The sequence below is a fragment of the Sulfobacillus thermosulfidooxidans DSM 9293 genome (genome assembly GCF_900176145.1).
GTDB lineage: Bacteria > Bacillota > Sulfobacillia > Sulfobacillales > Sulfobacillaceae > Sulfobacillus > Sulfobacillus thermosulfidooxidans.
This window is the reverse complement of record NZ_FWWY01000001.1, coordinates 2,457,247-2,477,813: the sequence shown is the minus strand read 5'-3', so window position 1 is coordinate 2,477,813 and position 20,567 is coordinate 2,457,247. Positions and strand designations below refer to the sequence as shown.

Sequence of the window (20,567 nt, the reverse complement as noted above, 5' to 3'; positions counted from 1 at the left end):
AGCCTCATATATTAATCTCCCTTGGTACTAATCGTTCTTCTCCTGTCTCTTCCAAATATATTGCGTCTCCATTTACCGCCCACAAATCGTAATTAGCTCCCAATATGTTTCGTGCAGCTAATAACCCTGTCATCATTGCATGATCCTGATTATTGTAACGATGCATGCCGTTTCGCCCAGCGACTTGAAGATTTGTGCACGTACGGGCTAATTCACTGACAATAACTTGAACATTATTCTCATAAAAGTCGTCGTAGACTGGATAAGCCTTTTGCACGCGCACAACTGTTCCATCAATCACTTTTGCCGATTGCAATAATCCCAATTTCCGTAGTTCTCGTTCCGCAAAGTGCAACAAATTTTCGTTGTCCATCATCCATAAGCTGTCACCTTCTGAACAAAAATACTCTAAACCTAGACACGAAGTGTGGGAATTTGGAACCATATACGGGCTCCAATTTCCAAAATTTTGAATTCTCCCCACCTTGACGGACGGATCATGGATATAAATCCAATTGTCCGGAAACAGATCTGGTGAATCAATGATTAATGCCACAGTCAAAAAATCTCTGTATCTTAACGCTTCAGCAGCCTTAATTACCTTAAATGCGGGAGCTGGATTTAGTGCTGTCACCAATGATTGTAATGGCATTGTGGATATCACTTTATCGGCTTTTAACCGCACAACTTGATTATCCAAATTTTTCGCTTCAACAGTTGTTGCTAATCCAGATTTATGGAATATCTGAGTCACCTTATAACCCATAAAAACTTCTGCCCCAAGTTGTTTAATCTCCTTTGTCACTTTTTCCCACAACATACCAGGACCAAGTTTGGGATAATAAAATTCGTTAATCAAGGTTTTTATTACTTCGTCATCCTTCAACGAATTCGGAAATACAGAAGTTTTTATTGCGTTCCATAGATTCAGCCCCTTAATACGTTGGGCTGCCCAGTCTGCGCTAATTTCGTTACACTTCATTCCCCATACTTTTTCGGTGTAAGTTTTAAAAAACATCTCATATAATCGACGTCCAAAGTGATAGATAACCCAGTCTTCAAATGTCAAGAATTGTTTTCGCATTGACAACCTAGCTTTCATATAGTCAGTGACGCATAAAGTAGTATTTAATAGGCCCATGTTGCGAAATGCGTTGCTCGCTCTCAGTGGATAATCATAAAATTTTCCATTGTAATAAATTCTTGAGATTCGTTGTCGTTTCAATAGGTCATCACCTAACATTTCTACCCAGAAATTGTTAATCTCTTGACTCTTTGAAAAAAAGCGATGACCTCCAATGTCGAACCGGTAATTAGCATACTCGACAGTTCTCGAAATACCTCCAACATACTCAGGATCTTGCTCAAAAACAACAACCTTGATGCCGTGAAGAGCCAATTCGTAAGCAGCGGTCAAACCTGCTGGACCAGCACCTATAACAACAACTTTCATTAGTTATACCTCCTAGTCTGCCTTTCGTTGCTCACCGCACATTCCCATACATCAATGGGCAGCCAATGGGTGATAATGAATAAAAATATTGCTTATATCAAATCCGTAACGTCCATTAGTGAGAATAGAAAGGGGCATAATTTCCACACGCCGAACACTAAACTTAACTGACGATGATCCCGAGGATATGAGCATTTCCCTGTGGTTTCCGACTTGGAAGCACCCAACGGATTCCTTCGATGCAGATGAGAAAAAAGTGGTTAGCGTTATTTGATAGTATCCGGGATACATTATAAAGAAAAGATTTTCTATGATTGATCCAGGTTTTCCCCGAGGTATCTCAACATAATACTTCCGCCAATTAATGGTACCCTGTGTCACATTTTGGGTCCACAAGGGAACAGCCCACGAGCCATTCATTGGTTCCCATCCCCATGCATCAGGAGAGGGATTTGGGACCGAAAACCTCCGAATTCCTTTTAAAATAAACAAATGATCTTGATGATAGGTAATATGGTATCCATTATGAATAGCTTGATATATAACATTAGCTAAATAGGGACGAACTGGACTTCGCGCAATGATAGCTGTTGGAACGTTCTTTTTTTTACTTGCCTCGTCCCACAACGTCGGTAGCGTGTCTACAAGACGACCAGGAGCCTGATCGGTTGCGATTCCGACAACTGGATACCGATAAGCCCAAAGCCCTAAGTGATTTTGCGTATAAATGACATTACTCATGGGGATTTGGCTAAGAGCTTGTTTGACTTGAGCTACATAATTATTGTGAATAGTCATGAGAGGGACAATAACCACCGAAATAAACATTACTTCTAGAAACATTGTAGATACAAAAGTAGCAAAAATAACTAGATTTCGACGAGGTTTAAATCGTAAAAGCGCCTCAATTAATGCCAAGAATACCCAACCTGATAAAATTACTTGATATTGATCATTGATAGCTTGTTGAGCAGCAAAAGAAGAAATTGCATTGAAAATAAAAAGCGATAGCATTGCCATTACGCTGGCCGAGCCTAAAAACACAAAAGCCAAGACCGGACCAAAAATTAAAAAGGCATAAACGCCATCATGCGACAGATGTTTCAAGACATCCGAGAAATGTCGAAAGATACCAGTAATAATCCCCCAAAAATTATGACCCAAATATCCATACAGACTTAAGACGAGAGATTCGTTAGCTCCAGGAAAATACGTAGGAAGAAGCCATTTAAATTCTATTACTAAAGTGAATATGCTAAGGAAAATAGCGATAATACCGTCCTTTACCCGGTGTTCCCATAAGATAAGACCTATTCCCCACCCTCCTATAGAAATTAAGACTACATTCTTTGCCAAAATTGCCGACAATAGCAATATGTAATAAAGACTAGGGTTATGGGCTCGATAATAATAATAGGCCCATATGATTAAGGGCAACGCTATAAAATCTGGATGGAAATCAAATTGACTACCCCCGATAATCGCTGGATAAAGTAAAAATGTTACACTGACAAACATCGACTGCCATCTTGATAATCCTCGTAAATTGCCAATGCGATATAACCCCCACGCTGCTATTCCTGTTCCGAGTGCCTGCACAACAAATAAAAAGTATGTTCTTCCCAAATAGCGAAAACCGTAAGCCAATGGATAAAGCCAAAGTGAACCATCCACAGCAAAAGCAGGTGTTTGAAAGACAGAAGAAAAAGCCCACCAATTTCCATGAGAAATTTCCCACAGTGTTTGTTCTGCGTATCCCAAGTCCATTGTGGTCGCTTCTAGGTTCAAGTATTTGTGTACCGACACGAATACTTGAAAGGCACCAAACAACACGATAATAAAGACAAGAAGAATAGATGAGAAGTTTTTTATCGAACTATGGGATATGTCCTTATTTATTTTCCACTTCGCCAATTCCAAATATAACCCTATCCTTCCATGGATTTAGTCATTCGGTATGCGTATTTATGAACTCTATAACTATTTATGATCAGTTTATTGTCAAAACAGTTCGGCGATTGTCGTTTTTCCTGTCTAAATAAGTAAGATCAGTCAAATCTCAGCTCTGTTTTGGTATTCTCCACCAAATAACCCAATTCCTTCTGTTTCGACAACACTTTTTATAAAGACACCCTCAAATTCGGGACCCCAGTCATTTAACACCTGAAGACATATCCTAATCCAACCGAGCACGTCATAATGGAGCTGTAGGATAAAGAAAATTCATAGGGGGCATAATAAATGGATCAGCCACAGATTCACCGCGTAGATCATATTGCTGTTCGCGTTTCGGAACCTGAGGCGCTCGCACAGTTCTTTACCGATGTATTAGGACTTGAGCGGAAAGGCACGTCAACACGGGCTCTATTTCCCCTTCCTGGCGGGGTGACCATCGCAGTTTTTCCAATCGGAGCTAACCAGGGAGGCATTGGCGAACGAACAGCCTCATTAATTCCCGACCATATTGCCATCGCCGTGGATAGCGTGAGCGCAACCAAGCAATATTTGGAGGCAAAAGGGTACGAATTTGATGGGGACATGATGATTGCTCCCGGTGGACTATGCCTCCAATTTGTCGAGGTTTAATCATTTTCCTGGCTAAACTCTCCCAGTTGAGCAAGACATCAGGATTTTTCCTGATGTCTATGTTTTCATTAAACCTTATCATAAAGGGATTCTTATCTTGCTCGTTTGTGACAAAGAGCTACCGTAAGGGGGAAGCAATAGCGGCGGACGATAGTCTTGCCAGACTAGTTCGACGTCATTTTCCATAACCCAATTTTGAGTTCGACGATTGAACTTGGATAAATCAATGCCTCGGTGCGATCGCCACCATCCCTGTTGAGTCCAGAAATAGCGGTCATGAAATTGATAGGGCAAGTCATATTTCCATTGGATATCTAATCCATATTGACCCTGCCAATTCTTGCATCTTCTCTCAATGTCTTTGATATTCTCTCGAACCTTGACGCATTGACACGAAGCCTGACCTTCGTTGTGTTTACATTTTGGAAACGTCTTTTCCCTATAAAGATGAAGCATCACATGACCTTGGGCTTGATAGTCTTTAAATGTGCGAATGATCCACTCAAGATTATTAGGGTAGCGAGATCCTTGTTGATTCCAATAGGTGACGAGATTGCGATCATAAATGTGAAGAGATTCTGTCCACCTAAAAATTTGACTCCACACTTCCGAGGCAAATTGATCGCGTGTCCAAATCTTGTTGGAGTTTTTTGTCGGTGGGAATACGCGGTAATTTGTAGGCCCATTCATTTGAAGCCCGCCAAAAATTATTACTTCGGGTGACTTGTAATGATCTGTTTGGGGAGGGAGCTCTTGTTGTTCATGATGCCAGCCTTTGTCTATCAACCACTGCACTTCGTCACGGGCCATCTCGTGAGCTCGCAGTACGGGATCAGACGAACACTCTTCCCCTGACGACAAAATTACCCAATGATCCGCATTAGCATTGTTTCTCAAATGACACATCAGGCGCTTAATGAGTTCACGATCCGTTTGCGGCCACTGAGAGATCCGTTCCGTTACCGCTTGATCGATAACGGGATCCCTAAGGATTAACCATGGATTTTCATGAAGTAATTTATATACAAGGATTAAGGCTAGACGCATTCGGGAATCAGAAATAGCTTCTTCGTAGACACTCGGGCAAAGCACCATGAGTTTCATCATCATCCCCTCCCTACTACCCAAAAGGCCTATCACCGCCGGCTCCATGACGGCTCACAAATTTCCACCAAACAATTCATCGAAGCCTTCTTCGAAAAATCCTGACGGCCAGGGATCCAGAAAATTTCCTTGTTGATCCAAACGAATTGCGGAACATTGACTTCCATCCGGGGTCTTTTGTACATAGATCACCGAAATGCTTTCGGGGGACAATTGGCCTATGCGAATCAAACGGCGCAGACGTAGCAACAAATTTTCACTATGCGTTTCAATGATATATTGATTATGAGCTATGCCTTTCGCAAAAATGGATCCGAGTTCAGCTTGTAACCTAGGGTGAATGTGCAGTTCCGGTTGTTGGACCAAAACAATTTTTTGATCTACTGCCAATATTTCTGTGATAATCGGCAAAATCTGACTAATCCCGTATCCCAACTGGTCCATCGCCACATCACTATCAAGAATATTGTCGTGCAAAATGACCTTCGATAACATGGATAGGTCACTATCCAAGACAGGCTCGATGCGCAGCGTATAATTTATCCCCATTTGCATTAAGGCCTCATTGAGTTCATCCAATTTGTCCGGATGACGCCGTAATATCTCGATGGTCTGTTCACCAGACAAGCCTACGCTCACAGCATCCTCTTCGGCATTTGTCACGATTGAGCTAAATCGTTGCCGCATTGGACCGATAAATGAAATGTGAGACGCTATCGTTTCTACCGCGCCATTTAAGGTATCAACCAAATCCTTCGGATTCATAAGCTCAAATAAAACTTCACCATCGTTCCAAAGCCCCTCGTTTTGTGACTCGTTTTGGGATTTGTGCATTTTCATGCGATATTCCCAATCACTCAATAAAATTCGTAAGACAGCACCACCCCATGGCAGATTGTCATAGTTCGTTCCTATCGCAGATCGGAAGTGATACCAGAGATCTGAGAAATCAGGAGACCATAAGAATTGATTTTTCCTTCGTAACTCCCACGGATCCCCGGCTTCGTACAATGAAAAATATTGTCCCCACCACATGAGATGATGGACCGGATCGGGATCCGATAAGATATCAATGCTATCCCTTAAAACTTTCGCAAATGATTTGATTGTCTCCGGATCTCCCAACTCAAAGATCGCGACCGGATCGTCTAAAAATGGCTCATAAATGTCGCCCTGGTAATGCTCGACAAGATTCCGAAGATTTTTCGCGGCAAGCGTTGGATTAGCATGAATGAGGTTGACCCATCTCTGAAGTTCTTCCACTACCGGTTTCCATTTATTTAACGCGCGTTCCGTCAGAGATTGCCAGAGACGAAACATTGTTAAAGGTATGGTCCCGTGTTGTTCGGCTGCCCATGCCTTGGGCACTTCAGGCTCGAAATGCGCCTTCGGTGGAAAAATGAATTCGTGCATGCGCCCGGTATGGTGGTCGCCCGAAGACTGCACGGTCCTTTCCGGCGAATCCGGTGCATGAATTCGTAATAATGGATTGACCGCGTCTCCCACGTAAATATCTGTTTTCCGGTGCAAAATCACCTCATGGGTGTTATCCCACTGGAATTCCCACACCATCCCGACCTCAGTGTCATGACGCGCCAAAACACTTTGCAAACTGTCTTTCGAGCTCTCACTGTCTAATTGCAGAAAAACCCCTAGTTTGAGCGGCAAGGAAAGATTGTGTTGGTGAATGAGAGTATGGAAGTGCCGGAGAGAAACCAAAGAACCATTCACCATCAGTACCTGTAAAGACTGGGGATGGTGCAATGACTGGGCCATCAGTAATAAGGCTTCGAGCAAAGCACTTTTTCCCTCACTATTGGGTCCGTATACGAGGGTAATTGGGGCCAGGGGGATGTGCTGTCCTGATCCGAAAGCCTTGAAGTTTTCTATGTACAGTTTTGTTAAGCGGTGCATAAAATCTCTCCTAGGTTTCATCGAGTATAGTGCAAGGATCTTGCCATATGTTGTTTCTCCATGCATTATGGAAATACCTTCTATATTTAGGTATATCGTGCCAAAACAGTTCGATAGCGAATTTCACTGACTATCTATCGCTGATGCTAAGCGACTTGTGTTTCTGACTTTCCTCTACACATCTTCTCAGAATCTCTTGGAATGCATAGAAACCTTCGCATAAAGCAGTTGACACTGGTAGTATGGTAGTATATTATACGTCTATAAAGCGTAACTCACACCAAGGCTATGCTAACGGAACACGTAAGACAGCAACGGCGCAGAATATAGGCATTGTTTGGTTTTACCAATCGTCAGCAACAAGGCGCACACATGAACTCACAAATTTCTACCACAAGGGGTGAACTTCATGCTCTTTGACGGTTTGGTTGCGGAAGATTTTCGCCCGTTTATTCCTCCCGGCCCCGAGTCCAAACATTTTCGGGGAAAATGGCACTGGACGCACCATGCTTTACAACGCTGGTCAACCCGTGGAGGAATCGTTAACCCTCGACAATTCGAAAAAGAGGCCACTTATACAGGAGCTTTTTCGGAAACCGAAGGGTGGGGCACCCCCAATTGGGTAGCAATATGCGCACGCCACGGCCGCGGACTGTTAGTGCGAACCATGGTTCCCCGTTCCTATTGGGATGCCCAAATCGCTCGTTATTACCGGTGGACAACGCAGATATTCGATATCGAACTGTCCCTCCTGTTTGAACGATCTTACCGCTTGTAAAAAGAATGTTCCCATTCTATTGATGAGGTGAAAGACTTATGCCCACATTAGACGAATTATGGTTTCACGCCACGGAAGATGACTGGAAACGTGCCTTAGAACAATACTGGTCCCACGTGAAACCACAAAATCTTGCCGTCGAGCGCCGATTAAACAATTTACCAGAGGGCTTTCTCAATTCTATGGATACGCAACAATTCTATCAGTTTCTGTATGACGAGTATTTTCCATGGAAGTATACCGACGGACGCATTTTGGTTCAACAACGCAAACGCCTGGCTCGTTATGTGACGGATGATCACGCTTTGGCGTCTTTAGAAAATATTCTCGCGCAGTTAGTACACCTAGATGTCCACGACATCAAACATGCCTTGAGCGTGGTCATGCAAATTCACGGCATAGGTCCATCGGCCGGTTCGGGATTGCTGTCATTACTTTACCCGACTCACTTTGGAACGGTAGACCGCTTCGTCGTAGAAAATCTGAAATCCGTGCCCAATGCTCCTTGGGCCAGGAAAGTCGGCTCAATCAAACCGAATGACATAAACATCCTTGATGCATCATTAGTCATTGAAGCATTCCGCGATATGGCCGCAACACTCAATAACCGCTTTAGAACAACATTTTGGACTCCACGAAAAGTCGACATGGTGCTATGGGGAGTACGACCTCAGGGATAAACATCTGACAGATAAGAGCCTTCCCCATTGTCTCCAATTTTTCCCTACAGTTGCATCACTAGGCACAAAAATTCTCAAAAGGTGGCGAAGCATTTATGAAATGGACGATTTGGTCAAAACAAGAACTGACAGAATACGTTCGGATGATGTTCATTGAGGAGTTTTCTTCAGCCGGGTTCACCATAAAAGAAGAAGGAAAACAATTGCATCTTTGGGAAAGCAATGGAACGCACTGGAATCTTTTCATTCGCAGTTCGCGTCGTCGAAATTACCCGTTTATCCAGAAAAAGCAGACCGCATCATCCCCACGCTGGTTAATGGCTCTGGCCCATTTTCATTCCTCCCAAGAAGACCCCGACAAATTTCTATTCCCTGATCATGCGTGGAATGGAGCGGTGTATCCTTTAAAATCTCGAGACTATGAAGAAGGACGCTCTCAGCCAGAATGGGGCATTGATTTAAGTGCCCGGTCATACGGAGAGCTACAGCCCTACCGCTGGGAGCAAGTAGTCAGAAACAACGGGATCTTTTATTGGCCTTAATCACATCAACATCCAAGCATTGTCTAACTCAAAACGAGAACCCGGGAATTAAGGAACAACACGATTCGCACAACAAATTAGTTAGGAGGTAAATTCTCATGGAGGAATTATCGGGACTGCCATGGTACAGCAAAGTATTTTGGATCACTGCCGCGATTTTGTATGGGTTACTGAAACTATCCGTCCGAATGTTTCTGTGGCTCCTACGAGTAGTCATGTTTACCGTACGGATCGTTTGGTGGCTTGCCGTACGCATTCTCCTCATCGTTTGGGTCATATTTCTTTCATACAACATTGGCTATCAACTTACAAATCGGGATTCCGACTATATAATATGAAGAATCATTGTTTATATCGGCCAATCAAGCTAAATGACGTTGTGCCCGTTTCATCACAAGGTCATTTAGCTTATTTCATATACCACCATACAGGTCCTCATGAAAATCTATTACTTGACCACCTGGCGGTCGCCAATGCAGTTTCAATTCTTTCACAAGCCATATTGCCATGTTTCAATTCCTCATAGGTAGGCTACAAACGTCCACACGCGCCATACTTTGCGTCGTCCAGAGGACTTGTTTCAATTCCTCATAGGTAGGCTACAAACTTGCGCAACTGCGCCCACCGAAAGGCCGTTTGAGCGTTTCAATTCCTCATAGGTAGGCTACAAACGGGAGATGACCATGCCGTTAATGATCCGTTCGGTGCGTGTTTCAATTCCTCATAGGTAGGCTACAAACCGCGCCGGATGATTCCACGGTCACGCCGCGCGATTGGGGGTTTCAATTCCTCATAGGTAGGCTACAAACTGGCACGATGCAATCTGGGTTTTCGGTGCAAGGCCGGTTTCAATTCCTCATAGGTAGGCTACAAACCCAACTGATAGTCATCAACGATAAGGTTAGGGTTCAGAGTTTCAATTCCTCATAGGTAGGCTACAAACCCGTCCTCCGATGCCCATACGGAGACCATGTTTGCGGTTTCAATTCCTCATAGGTAGGCTACAAACTCACAATTATATCCCTAAGTTATTGTGTTTAAGATGTTTCAATTCCTCATAGGTAGGCTACAAACATCGGAGGGTGTATTCTTCGACATACCACTGGAGGTTTCAATTCCTCATAGGTAGGCTACAAACGTAGATAGTTTCGGGAAGGAAACCGAAGCGGACGGAATGAGTTTCAATTCCTCATAGGTAGGCTACAAACCATCTTTTTCGTGGCCGTTCGTGCGAGCTGGATCGTGATGTTTCAATTCCTCATAGGTAGGCTACAAACCTATTTTTAAACACTCCTCGCCATCATAAATATTTTTAGAAGTTTCAATTCCTCATAGGTAGGCTACAAACCAAGACTCGTGCTCCCGTGCTGAGTGGCACTTTCCGTTTCAATTCCTCATAGGTAGGCTACAAACTACGAAGGGGGACGATACGAATGATGATGGAAGTGTGTTTCAATTCCTCATAGGTAGGCTACAAACGAATAGGTAATCATACTTATAGCCATATGAGATTGATTGGTTTCAATTCCTCATAGGTAGGCTACAAACCCCATTTTGCGGCTCTGTGACAGGATTGTCAATCAGAGACTATATGGCAATAGTTGGAAGTTGTTAACGATAAAATCCCAAAAAGGTGATTGCATAACGCTTTCGGGATTTTGGGGATTGTCGTCGATCCCCGGGGGTTTTTGCGCTACTGACGATCGACGACAAATTCACCGATGCCTAGAGAATAAATCCGTCTTCACCTTTCGACTCCCCTAGACGAATTCGGGAATGAGACCACTGATTCTCCAAGACATACATAACGAGGTAGTCTTCTCAAGGGTTAGGGTTAATAATATCCCCGAGTTCACGTTGTAATTTTTTGAGTTTCCCCTCGGTCAATTCGCCTTCCACAAAGGTTTTCCGGGCCTTTTCCGACATAACGATTCCGCCCTCTAGGCGCCCAAAATCCTTAAGCGTTATCATCCGTTTCGCAATGAGGGTAAAAATTAGCCGATCAACGATTAGGTTTGAAAATCTCGGCGATATCGAGATGCAAAGAAAATCGTCGGTCGTTCGTCGCATGGAGATAGCCGATGCGGGGATCCACATGAGTTTTATAAATTTCCGCTGACGCATTCAAGATGTGATGAGCATCATGAATCATGTTGCTAAGAAGCAAAATAGCAGGGATTCCCTTGCTTTAGCGGTGATGACGTTGACCAACCCTACCAGCGCCTGAACCTTCCAATGGGTTGTGATATATACTTCATCCATCAACCGCTTGAAATATCCAGCAACACAAGTTCAAAAAGAGATGTGATGATCCGTTCTGTCAAAGTCACCAAACAATAATGCGTGGACAATGGTTTTTCATTCAGCGTTCAACCTTCGCAATTACCTTCCCAATTGATCCACTGGATCAATTCATGGATTTTGTCGTCGATCCTTAATGCAAAACCTATGGGGATCGACAACAATCCCCAAATCCCGAAAGCAATACGCAGTAGCCTTTTCGGAATTTTATCCTCAACAATCTTCAAAATTTCCAAAATGCAGTTGGTAGTCCACCTATGAGGAATTGAAATTCGTAGTTTTTTGCGTTTGGGTTTGGAAATAGTTTTAAACTTGAAAATGCCCAGCATCTTGATAAATTTCTCGAAGAATCTGGTACACGTTGCCCCGGTGCAATTGGTGATGGATAAACTGATTGTTGTATGTTCTTAGGCATCCATAGCAACTGGACTGTTCATCACATCCGCAGGAACCGTTTACCCGTTCCATTGCGACCTTTAGACAAGCCATGAACGCATCGGTGTGTTCTAATTGCGTCACAAACCCGGCACCTCCCGGAACATTATCATAAAGAACAATAGACATGGGATTAAAGCGATCGCCTAAGGCATTAATATCGGACATAGGGATATCCAAAATTTGCGCGGCCGCGTATTGTATCGCATAGGCAACTCCAAATGCTGTGGCCACAGATGACGAGTGATATTGAGGAAACTCGATTCGTAAAATATCTGTCATAAACTCATGTCCTAACGCGACTGGAGTCAACGCTTTTCCAGTACAGACCCTGCCCCAATGCGTTTTATGAGGTTTTCTGACCATTTTCGTACTCGCCATGCCACATTCTGGACAAATATAAAAACCTTGACTTCTCTTTCCTTCAGAAATCACAACAATTCGTCCCGGTGTAACCCTGTGGACGATAAAAGGAAGGTCATCCAAAGTATCCTGCTCGAGAATCGCATTATCTTTTTCATTAATGTCATTAACTAAATAGGGCCGTGTGGAAAAGATACGATCCAACCGGCGTGTAGGATTCTGCGGTTCTTTATAGCTTACAAATCCAAATACAGGAATAATATAGTCAAAACATTCCATTTGAGCACAACATGGAGATTGCCAAAACGTTTGACCTTTTGGAACCCGTTGCAGAATTCCATGTTCCATACATCGCCTATAATGAAATTGGGGTAAACTTATTTCCGGTACCTGTTTTAATGCTTCGGAAGTCCACACCTTTTTATTCGCAATAACCTGCGAGGACGGGGCAAACTCAGAAATCGCATACGTCAAATCCCGTTGAAGGGTCACGTCATGTGATTCAGTCGATCGGGTTATCAATTCTAATTCAACCACGTCTACGGGAAATCCATACTTTGGAATGACAACTTTCCGGGATAGAAAGGTTAACACGTTTTCTTGCTCGATTCCCCGCGCCCGTTTCAAGGCCCAATCTGCAAGATGGTAGTCCCGCTTAGCGCGGGCCGCATCTTCTGTATCTCGGGCCATACGCCAATCGCTCACAGTTTCCGTCACCGCTCGCACTAAACGCCCATTGTTCGAAAAGATTTCATCTTGCCAAAGATTATTGGCGTGTCCATGCACCTCTTTAGGCATGATGCGCAAGAACATATTCCGAAGTTCTGTTTGATTCATTTGGATAAAGCTGCGAAACGAATCAAGAAACTGGGGATGGTTCATATCATTGAGCAACTGCCGAATCGTTCCGAATTGAGATTGGTGACTTGGTACGCGGAAGTACGATGAAAGAAGGACCGCCATCCAGTGCCGAAAAACCAAGACCTCATTGCCTATTCGAATTACAGGTACAGACGTCTCTCCGCGAATCATCCGTGTGGGATGATCAAAATGATAAAGGTCATGAGGTGAGCGCCCACAATAGGTTAGCGCAATCCCAGGCATCCCAGCTCGTCGTCCAGCACGACCGACACGCTGTGCATAATTAAAATTCTCTGGCGGTACATTGCGCAAAAATACAATATTCAAATCTCCTAAGTCTACGCCCAACTCAAAAGTTGTTGAGCTCGATAATACATGGATTGCACCCTCTTTAAATTCCTGTTGAAACTCCAGTGCCTTGTTGCGTTCAAGTTGCGCTGTATGTTCTTCTACGCGCAGATGGCTGGGCAAATCTTCTTGATAGAGTTGAGTATAATGATTATCGGCAAGATCTCCATCCACTAATCGACGCATTTGTCCCCGGCATCGATATTCCGAACACATGCCATCTAAATAGACAGGGCTGATGTGACGACAATCTGAGCAAATCCACAACGAACAAGCTGAAACATCGTCTATATTTACTAAAGACCATCGCCACCATTTTAAATTCACGCGGTATCCTTCATGCGTGACAATGAGAAGTGGTTCTATATCGTGCTGTGCACGCTGTTGACGTTCGATCAATACAAAGATTTGCCGCAACAACTTTTGAGCCAAAGGTTTAGCAGACTGCCAGTCCGCCGGGTCATGACTGTGACTAAGAATCTTTGCCAACGTTTCTACTCGTTTCGTTTTAGGCCCATCAATCACACTAATGCCGTGCTGAGTGGGATGGGGGGCAAAGACGGCTACCGACTGGGGTTTATATTCATCCAACTGGCCCCAGTCCCAATCAATCTCGTCGGACGGCATTTCTACTGCATGATCTTGAACAAGAGATGTTAATATCCATTGTGTACATTCGTTAGCTAGTTCTGCTGATAAGCCCAGCGGTCCAAAAACGTCCTCTAGACGACACCACGAAGGCAATAGGACCGTCCCTCGCAACAATCCTACTTCCGCCAAAGGAGGTGGTGCCTCATCCCCTAGCAACTCTTTCATCACATCAATCCACGCTCGCCGGCTTCTAGAACGGTAACTACTCGCTTCACTCAGAAGCCGATGGTCCTGTAGATATTTGGCATAAACCGTCCATGCATCTTCTAAACTGATATCATCGGGATCAAGACGGGAATGGCGAAGCGCATCATATAAATGATGACGCCGAACAATGGTCTCGTAGGAATCTTGCAAATACCATGCAAAAAATGCCGCCCTATGTCGACTATCACTAAACGCAAGAACCTTGCGACGAGAGGGGGGCAACTTCGCATGAATCGCCGTGGCAATTACGGCGTGGGGACCGTCCGCCCCATGCAATACATCACGAATAATATTCATTTGGTGTTTTCCGCAAACCAAACACGTCAAACGATCGGAGTTCTCATCTATCGCGGTTTGTTGCAATACGATTAGCGTTTCATGGGAGCATTCCGGAGCTGCCTGAAGCCCAGCCGTTCCACAAATCACACACAAAGACCACAAAATCGGCCGATCTGACTCAGTTGTATCCGCTATCAAGTCATTCATTGCTGTTCCCACATCGCTTCGGCTCAAAACCGATGTCCGCGGTAGATAATATTCGGGTGCATATTCCACATGACTCGGATCGGTAATAGCTAAGTCCCACCGAAACTCCACAATCCTCCCAGACAGATAATGTTGGCCACAGCTTTGACAAATTGCTAGATCGAAGCTCAAGCCAGGCGCTTCACTAATGCCGGTCAATAATAGTTGAGGACGGTAATCAGGTTCAACAAATGTTATGCGGACGCCTTCTAAAGCCCGAATGAAAAAGTGATAACGTAAAGGAAACAACGGTCCATCATGATCCTGAGCTAATGAAATCAATTGTACAAACGAATTAAAGTGTGATTGACGTTCGGGTCCTGTGAAATCTGGGAATATTTGGGAAGCCAAATCAGTGGTTGTCACGGGCCCCTGAGATAATATTTTTACAAACTGATCAAACCGACTATCCGTTACTAATGCCTGAATGATGGATTCAGGATGTTCTGGTAGTTCGTCGAACTGGTTTAGCCGTTGCTGGTAGGTTCCCGGATTACTTGCAGACTGCGGTTGGATTACCAGAGGACGCTCCGTGCCAAATATCACATCGCGCGCCTCAAAAGGTTCGTTAAATAAGGTTTGCGCGAATTCCGCCACTTCCTTCGCTCTACCAGGGCCATCTGCTAAACTCGCACTGGTAGCTATACAAGTAAACGGTTCACTCGCCCCACCTTGTTGCAACCGATCCTTCAAGCGGCGGAGGAGCATAGCCATTTCCATACCTTCTGCTCCGCGATATTGGTGCGCCTCATCTAACACCAAAAACCGCCAAAATGCAGCCCGTCCATTGTCAAATAATGCACTATCTTGAGGCCGTAAAAGCAAATATTCCAGCATCGAATAATTCGTAATCAAGATGTCAGGTGGCGTTTCTTGTATTTGTTTTCGTGTAACCAACTCAAACGGATAGGCTGAGTAGGGTTGCCGAAAACGGTCCTCGGAAGAATCTGGGGTAGCGCCAATATATTGTCCAAAACTAAATCGGAACCGGGATTGCGTCGTTTCAAGCCTTTCGGCTATCGTCCCCAACCTTTCGCGCTGATCGGCCACAAGAGCATTCATAGGATACAGAATTATCGCACGCACTCCCGGAATATGCGTAGTTTCCCGTTGAAATTCTAGATATAAACTGATTAGGATTGGCAACAAAAAAGATTCTGTTTTACCGCTGCCGGTTCCTGTTGCAATAATGGTGTTGCGCTGGCGCAAAGCATTACGAATCGCATCTTCTTGATGCTGATACAATGGTCTATCGGCAGTAACCGCTTGAAGAAAACCGGAATCCCAACGCACGGCAGGGCATTCTTCGTGAAGAAGTTCCGTTAGACTTATTCCTCGAGCAAAGCGCGGTAATGATTCTAAAAACGGTCCCTTAATCAATGTATCTTCTGCCAAAGTCTTTTCAAAGGAATGGCGGATTTCTGGATCACGAAATGGAAAGGTCGTACGCAGATACCGGAGATAATGTTCGCCGACATAATCAAAGAAATCTTTTTCAACAAAGGGTTCCATCGCGATCACTCATCCCATAGGATTAATCGATTAAGATGTTCTTCAGCGTGTTCAGCCCAATGGCTTTCTAGCATAGGACGTCGGCACTCCTCACACTGGACAATGGGCGGCAAATGCTGTTTCATGAAATCTTCTATTTGGCTGACACTCGTTAGCGTAAATAGTCGAAGAGACGTCTTTGCCTGCTCATTCGCGTGTTTTTGTTTCTGGTGCCGAGCCATCTCACTACTCATGCTATCTATCATCTGATTATCGCGCACATAGTCATTACAGTAGGGACACACATAAACTCGTCGTGGTAAATCCATATTCACACCCAATTGGATAGCATATTGTTGGTAATCAGGATAATTGGTGACCATGCGAAAGGAAGGCTGATGAGTCTGGACATGTTCCCTGAGCATGTCGTTGTCCGCAAATGTCTTCTGGCATCGTAAGCATTGACCCTGGCGAAACCAACGAATCACTTCAAAAGGCGAACCAGATTCTCCTGGGATATTAACAGTCAATTCGAGCGTTTGGTCTGTCAATGCAAACCATGTTGCACATTTGTAGAAAGGGACGATCAATTCGCCCTCTTTAGAACTCTGCAGAGTCACGTGATTAGATCCTCCGCTGATGGTGATCTTACGCGGTTCTCCCCCAGTGTTTAGTCGTAACATCCAGTCCGAAGACAATGACATCACTGATTTGGGAAGTGAAATGAGATGATGGACCCAATGTGTCTCTTTCGTGTCGTCCTCGCTTTCAACGGTCCAATATATGCGACGTAGCGTAAGCGGCATCACAACCGAAGACCGATCTTCAATATCTTCAATTGTCCACGCTAAATGATCCCACTGAGGCCCAAAAGGAATGAAGTACGTTATTTCATGGGTTAGAGGATTGTTCTGAACCAATACAATATCGGGATTATCATTTTGAGGATGAACACAATGCCCGCGCATGCCCCTTCTTAGGCGATAGCCAAGAGGGGGTCAAGCGGGCGGCGGCCTCTTGGCCGCCTTGCGGGGTTTTTCTTGCGTCCCTTGGGCTTCGACGTAACGTTTCACCGTCTCCAGCGAGGCTTCACCGACGCTCCCGACATAATATGCGCGATGCCAGAAGTATGGCTTCCAATAGAATTTCGCTAAATGATCGGCAAATCGATTGCGCATCTGCCGCGCACTGGCGGACTTAAGATTGTTAATCAAGGTAGACAGGTTCAGCGCAGGATGGATACCCACCAGCAAATGGACATGATCTGCTTCCCCCCCGAACTCAATCAGGGTACAGCGCCAGTCGTTCAGGATTTCTGCGAACGCCTCTCGCAAGGCCGCGAGGAGTTCTGACGTTAATGTCTTCCTTCGCTATTTGGTCACGAAGACGATATGTAGCCGAAGAGAGTACACTGCATGTGAGGCAGACATCATTTCTGTGTCATTCATAGTAGCTTAATGATATAATAGAAGTCTGAGTCAACGCAAGGAGGTGAGGGCATGCTGAACGGGTATAAGTTTCGCCTGTATCCGAGTCCAGAGCAGGAGCCGATCTTGCTCCAGTGGATCGGGTGTCAACGCCTCATCTACAACGCCAAAGTGCAAGAAGATCGCTATTTTCGCCGATTTCAGCGGCGGATGGTCGGGACTGTGGGCGAAGACATTCCTGTCGACCAACAGTACAGCCGCTTCATTACGGCAAAGACCGCATTCCTCCGCCAAGTGCCCTCCCCAGTGTTGCGCAATGGCGCGGTGCGCTGGCGACAAGCCTATCAACGGTTTTTTAAGAAACTGAGTGGTCGCCCAAAGATGAAGCGGAAATCCGGGCGACAAAGTGTCTGGCTGACCTCGGAGTTGTTCGAATTTCGTCCGATAGTCGATGACACCCCCGGCGCGGTGTGCGGGTATCACCTGCATGTCGGTACCGACAAATTTCCCGTCGGGATCATCCCGTATGTGGCCCATCGGCCGCACGCTGTGCCGGCTTCGATATATCTTGCCATCGAAGGGGGACAGTGGTGGCTCTCGTTTGCGGCGGAGGATCTGACCGTCACGATTCCCGGCAAGGAGGGAGACGCGGCAACCGAACGCATCGCCGAGGATTTACGGCACCTCTCTGCTGACCAACTCGCCGAGCGCACGCTCGGCGGAGATCGCGGGATTGCCAAGCCCCTCATGACCTCCGACGGTCACGTGTTTGATCTCCTACCGGTGCAGCAAACCCGAATCCAGAAAGCGCGGCAGCAGCACCGACGCTGGCAACGACGGGCTGCCCGCAGAAAAAAAGGTTCGCAAAATCAGAAGAAAGCCTACCGAAAAGTGGCTCACTACCCCCAGTACGAAAAGAACGTCCGACACGAGTATGCGCATCAGACCAGTCACGCGCTTGTGGTCCACGCAGCCTACGACCTGTACGTCTTTGAGAATCTGCCTATCCAGCAGATGACCAAACGGCCCAAAGCAAAAAAAGACGCCCAAGGCCATTTTCTGCCCAACGGGCGGGCCGCGAAAGCGGGCCTGAACCGGGCTATTCTCGCCTCGGCATGGGGACAGGTGGTCATGTTCACGCGCTATAAAGCACGGCGCCGAGGCAAACTCGTCATCACGGTTCCGCCCCAACACAGTTCGCAGGAATGTGCTGAGTGTACATTCACTGCCCCGGACAATCGGCCTTCCCAGGCTGCGTTTGTCTGTCAACGCTGCGGACACAGGGATAATGCGGACCACAATGCCGCCCGCGTGATCAAAAAACGCGGGATTCAGAAACTCCTGTCCGGAGAACCGCTTACGACATCGCGTAAAACGACGCGGATTTTTCGGACACTAGGGCCGGAACGGTCCGAAGTCACGCCTGGGGAGACTCACATAAGACGTGCTCCGTCAAAGACGGACATGCACAGGTCGCAGAACCAGGAACTTCGCGGAGTGATCCGGGAAACCCCCACCTCAACCCGATAGGGTTAGGTGGCGGGAGAGTTCATTCAGAAGATGTCCTCGATGTTGAAAAGTGATTAGAGTTCCCGTATCCTCATGTCGGTAAGAAACATTCTTCAAATCCTTTGCCCACCGAAATGACAAAGACGATAATAAGTGATCATTTTCATCATAAAAGCGTACAAAATACCATCCCGTATTGGTAGGAATCCGTGGCAGTTCAGGCACTATTCCTTCGGAAAACAGCAGTTCTTGGCGAGCCCACCAGGACTCTTGACCTTGCTCTAACCCCATGACAATTTTCCGAGTCCCGGTCCATGTTCCGCCAATCTTAGGTTCTTCCATAAACCACGGAACCGCACTTTCAGAGGCTTCTGCCAAAACATTGCCAAGCAATTCGGGCTGGATGACGTTATCTACCCATTTTCGTATCACCTGTTGATTGGCATCCAATATCTTGGTGTGAGCAATGGATTCGATGAACCATCCTTGAAATCCGTCGATGAAGACCGTCTGCGGGATAGCCGAAGGTTGTGAATTAACATGGTAATCCATAGGTACAACAAGTAAATAAGGTCCGTCTCCTTGAATATTCTCTACGTACCGGCCCCGGTTAAGATAAAGACGAAATGCCAATACGCGATCTGGATGAGGAGGAAACGTTGAGGTCACACGCCCATTATGGATAGAGACTGGCAATTTGGTCACCACCACTTCATGACGGCGATTGGTCCTCGGTGCATTGCGATGCATGTTCGGTATTACGACTCGTTGGGTAGTGGGCAGTATAATCCGCCACCCCATACCATAACGTTCACAACGCAATGTCGGTTTCGATGATAAAGTGCGCCGAGATGAAATATGTTGATATCTGCGTGCCGGTCTTAACAGAGTAGACCTATGTCGGGAATGTCCTAAATTCCTTATGGGTGGTTGGGTATGAGGCTGGATAAGGTGCGATGTCTGTTGTGGTGTAAGTGATTTTGGCACCTCGACACTCTTAATATCTTCCTCGATGTCATTTGACTTGCTCATCAAATCGGATTGTGAAGCGTATTGAGAATTTGTATCGAACAGCATGGTAGCGTCGGATGCTAACATATTTGCAGGCGGCAGAGAAAAAGGAGACGAAGAAAATTCATTTTTTGACTGTAAATCGATAACGTCCTCAGGAACCATTGTCTGTTTCTGAGCGTTCTTAAGTTTCCACAAGACGCTCCCCATCACCAGTAATGGGATAACAAGCCACCATGATTTTTTCATCACGTCGCCTTCTTGATAAAAAATGTCTTAACAGGAATATTGTCACACTTTTATCAATTATACCGCTTAATTGACAATACTGTTGGTTATTTACGCTTGTGCATCCCACTAAATCTACACGTTATTACCGCA

At 45.4% G+C, this 20,567-nt stretch carries 13 protein-coding genes, 2 pseudogenes and 1 CRISPR repeat array; of the genes and pseudogenes, 6 read left to right on the top strand and 9 right to left on the bottom strand.

Annotated features, from left to right (window positions below; translation table 11 throughout):
* Positions 1-4 precede the first annotated feature (4 nt).
* A complete protein-coding gene (locus B8987_RS12365; protein WP_020373580.1) occupies positions 5-1,453 on the bottom strand; it encodes an NAD(P)/FAD-dependent oxidoreductase in 1,449 nt (482 codons plus the stop codon).
* A 51-nt stretch (positions 1,454-1,504) separates the two neighbouring features.
* Positions 1,505-3,373 (bottom strand): DUF2079 domain-containing protein, encoded by a 1,869-nt coding sequence (locus B8987_RS12360; RefSeq protein ID WP_139793550.1) that lies wholly within the window; start codon positions 3,371-3,373, stop codon positions 1,505-1,507.
* A 321-nt stretch (positions 3,374-3,694) separates the two neighbouring features.
* Between B8987_RS12360 and B8987_RS12355 the strand changes: the two genes are divergently transcribed.
* Positions 3,695-4,039 (top strand): VOC family protein, encoded by a 345-nt coding sequence (locus B8987_RS12355; protein ID WP_020373576.1) that lies wholly within the window; start codon positions 3,695-3,697, stop codon positions 4,037-4,039.
* 78 nt (positions 4,040-4,117) lie between these two features.
* Here B8987_RS12355 and B8987_RS12350 read toward each other — a convergent pair whose 3' ends face one another.
* Positions 4,118-5,149, bottom strand: a complete 1,032-nt coding sequence (locus tag B8987_RS12350) for a hypothetical protein (RefSeq protein ID WP_139793549.1) — start codon at positions 5,147-5,149, stop codon at positions 4,118-4,120.
* A gap of 48 nt (positions 5,150-5,197) precedes the next feature.
* Positions 5,198-7,057, bottom strand: a complete 1,860-nt coding sequence (locus tag B8987_RS12345; protein WP_020373574.1) for a DUF3696 domain-containing protein — start codon at positions 7,055-7,057, stop codon at positions 5,198-5,200.
* Between the two features lie 409 nt (positions 7,058-7,466).
* Between B8987_RS12345 and B8987_RS12340 the strand changes: the two genes are divergently transcribed.
* From B8987_RS12340 to B8987_RS12325, 4 genes are all read left to right on the top strand, one after another.
* Entirely contained in the window at positions 7,467-7,835 is a 369-nt protein-coding gene (locus tag B8987_RS12340; RefSeq protein WP_020373573.1) for a hypothetical protein, read from the top strand.
* 38 nt (positions 7,836-7,873) lie between these two features.
* Complete coding sequence (locus B8987_RS12335) at positions 7,874-8,515, top strand: hypothetical protein (protein ID WP_020373572.1); 642 nt, start codon at positions 7,874-7,876, stop codon at positions 8,513-8,515.
* A gap of 95 nt (positions 8,516-8,610) precedes the next feature.
* On the top strand, positions 8,611-9,057 hold the full coding sequence (locus B8987_RS12330; RefSeq protein WP_020373571.1) for a hypothetical protein: 447 nt from the start codon (positions 8,611-8,613) through the stop codon (positions 9,055-9,057).
* Positions 9,058-9,155: 98 nt separating this feature from the next.
* Positions 9,156-9,395 (top strand): hypothetical protein, encoded by a 240-nt coding sequence (locus B8987_RS12325; RefSeq protein WP_020373570.1) that lies wholly within the window; start codon positions 9,156-9,158, stop codon positions 9,393-9,395.
* Positions 9,396-9,566: 171 nt separating this feature from the next.
* Positions 9,567-10,605: direct repeats of the CRISPR family, unit length 30 nt; unit sequence GTTTCAATTCCTCATAGGTAGGCTACAAAC.
* Positions 10,606-10,923: 318 nt separating this feature from the next.
* Here B8987_RS12325 and cas1 read toward each other — a convergent pair.
* The 4 genes and pseudogenes from cas1 to tnpA all read right to left on the bottom strand — a co-directional run.
* Positions 10,924-11,173 (bottom strand): annotated as a pseudogene (gene cas1, locus B8987_RS12320) (CRISPR-associated endonuclease Cas1); the annotation flags it as partial.
* Positions 11,174-11,664: 491 nt separating this feature from the next.
* Positions 11,665-16,260, bottom strand: a complete 4,596-nt coding sequence (locus B8987_RS12310) for a DEAD/DEAH box helicase (RefSeq protein WP_020373566.1) — start codon at positions 16,258-16,260, stop codon at positions 11,665-11,667.
* Positions 16,261-16,265: 5 nt separating this feature from the next.
* Positions 16,266-17,207, bottom strand: coding sequence for a hypothetical protein (locus B8987_RS12305; RefSeq protein WP_020373565.1), 942 nt, complete (start codon positions 17,205-17,207; stop codon positions 16,266-16,268).
* A gap of 30 nt (positions 17,208-17,237) precedes the next feature.
* A pseudogene (tnpA, locus tag B8987_RS12300) lies at positions 17,238-17,597 on the bottom strand (IS200/IS605 family transposase); the annotation flags it as partial.
* Between the two features lie 141 nt (positions 17,598-17,738).
* Here tnpA and B8987_RS12295 point away from each other — a divergent pair.
* Positions 17,739-19,196, top strand: coding sequence for an RNA-guided endonuclease InsQ/TnpB family protein (locus B8987_RS12295; RefSeq protein WP_084661653.1), 1,458 nt, complete (start codon positions 17,739-17,741; stop codon positions 19,194-19,196).
* Here the strand turns inward: B8987_RS12295 and B8987_RS19405 are convergent.
* The gene (locus B8987_RS19405; RefSeq protein ID WP_139793548.1) at positions 19,185-19,925 is read right to left on the bottom strand and encodes a hypothetical protein; all 741 of its coding nucleotides are present in this window, start codon (positions 19,923-19,925) and stop codon (positions 19,185-19,187) included. The genes B8987_RS12295 and B8987_RS19405 overlap by 12 nt on opposite strands.
* Positions 19,926-20,567 lie beyond the last annotated feature (642 nt).

What these genes read in the sequence shown, in the direction of transcription:
- B8987_RS12330 (WP_020373571.1), top strand. Translation starts at nt 8,611, where the DNA reads ATGAAATGGACGATTTGGTCAAAACAAGAACTGACAGAATACGTTCGG.
- B8987_RS12335 (WP_020373572.1), top strand. Translation starts at nt 7,874, where the DNA reads ATGCCCACATTAGACGAATTATGGTTTCACGCCACGGAAGATGACTGG.
- B8987_RS12325 (WP_020373570.1), top strand. Translation starts at nt 9,156, where the DNA reads ATGGAGGAATTATCGGGACTGCCATGGTACAGCAAAGTATTTTGGATC.
- B8987_RS12340 (WP_020373573.1), top strand. Translation starts at nt 7,467, where the DNA reads ATGCTCTTTGACGGTTTGGTTGCGGAAGATTTTCGCCCGTTTATTCCT.
- B8987_RS12355 (WP_020373576.1), top strand. Translation starts at nt 3,695, where the DNA reads ATGGATCAGCCACAGATTCACCGCGTAGATCATATTGCTGTTCGCGTT.
- B8987_RS12310 (WP_020373566.1), bottom strand. Translation starts at nt 16,260, where the DNA reads ATGGAACCCTTTGTTGAAAAAGATTTCTTTGATTATGTCGGCGAACAT.
- B8987_RS12295 (WP_084661653.1), top strand. Translation starts at nt 17,739, where the DNA reads ATGCTGAACGGGTATAAGTTTCGCCTGTATCCGAGTCCAGAGCAGGAG.
- B8987_RS12365 (WP_020373580.1), bottom strand. Translation starts at nt 1,453, where the DNA reads ATGAAAGTTGTTGTTATAGGTGCTGGTCCAGCAGGTTTGACCGCTGCT.
- B8987_RS12350 (WP_139793549.1), bottom strand. Translation starts at nt 5,149, where the DNA reads ATGATGATGAAACTCATGGTGCTTTGCCCGAGTGTCTACGAAGAAGCT.
- B8987_RS12345 (WP_020373574.1), bottom strand. Translation starts at nt 7,057, where the DNA reads ATGCACCGCTTAACAAAACTGTACATAGAAAACTTCAAGGCTTTCGGA.
- B8987_RS12305 (WP_020373565.1), bottom strand. Translation starts at nt 17,207, where the DNA reads ATGCGCGGGCATTGTGTTCATCCTCAAAATGATAATCCCGATATTGTA.
- B8987_RS19405 (WP_139793548.1), bottom strand. Translation starts at nt 19,925, where the DNA reads ATGCATCGCAATGCACCGAGGACCAATCGCCGTCATGAAGTGGTGGTG.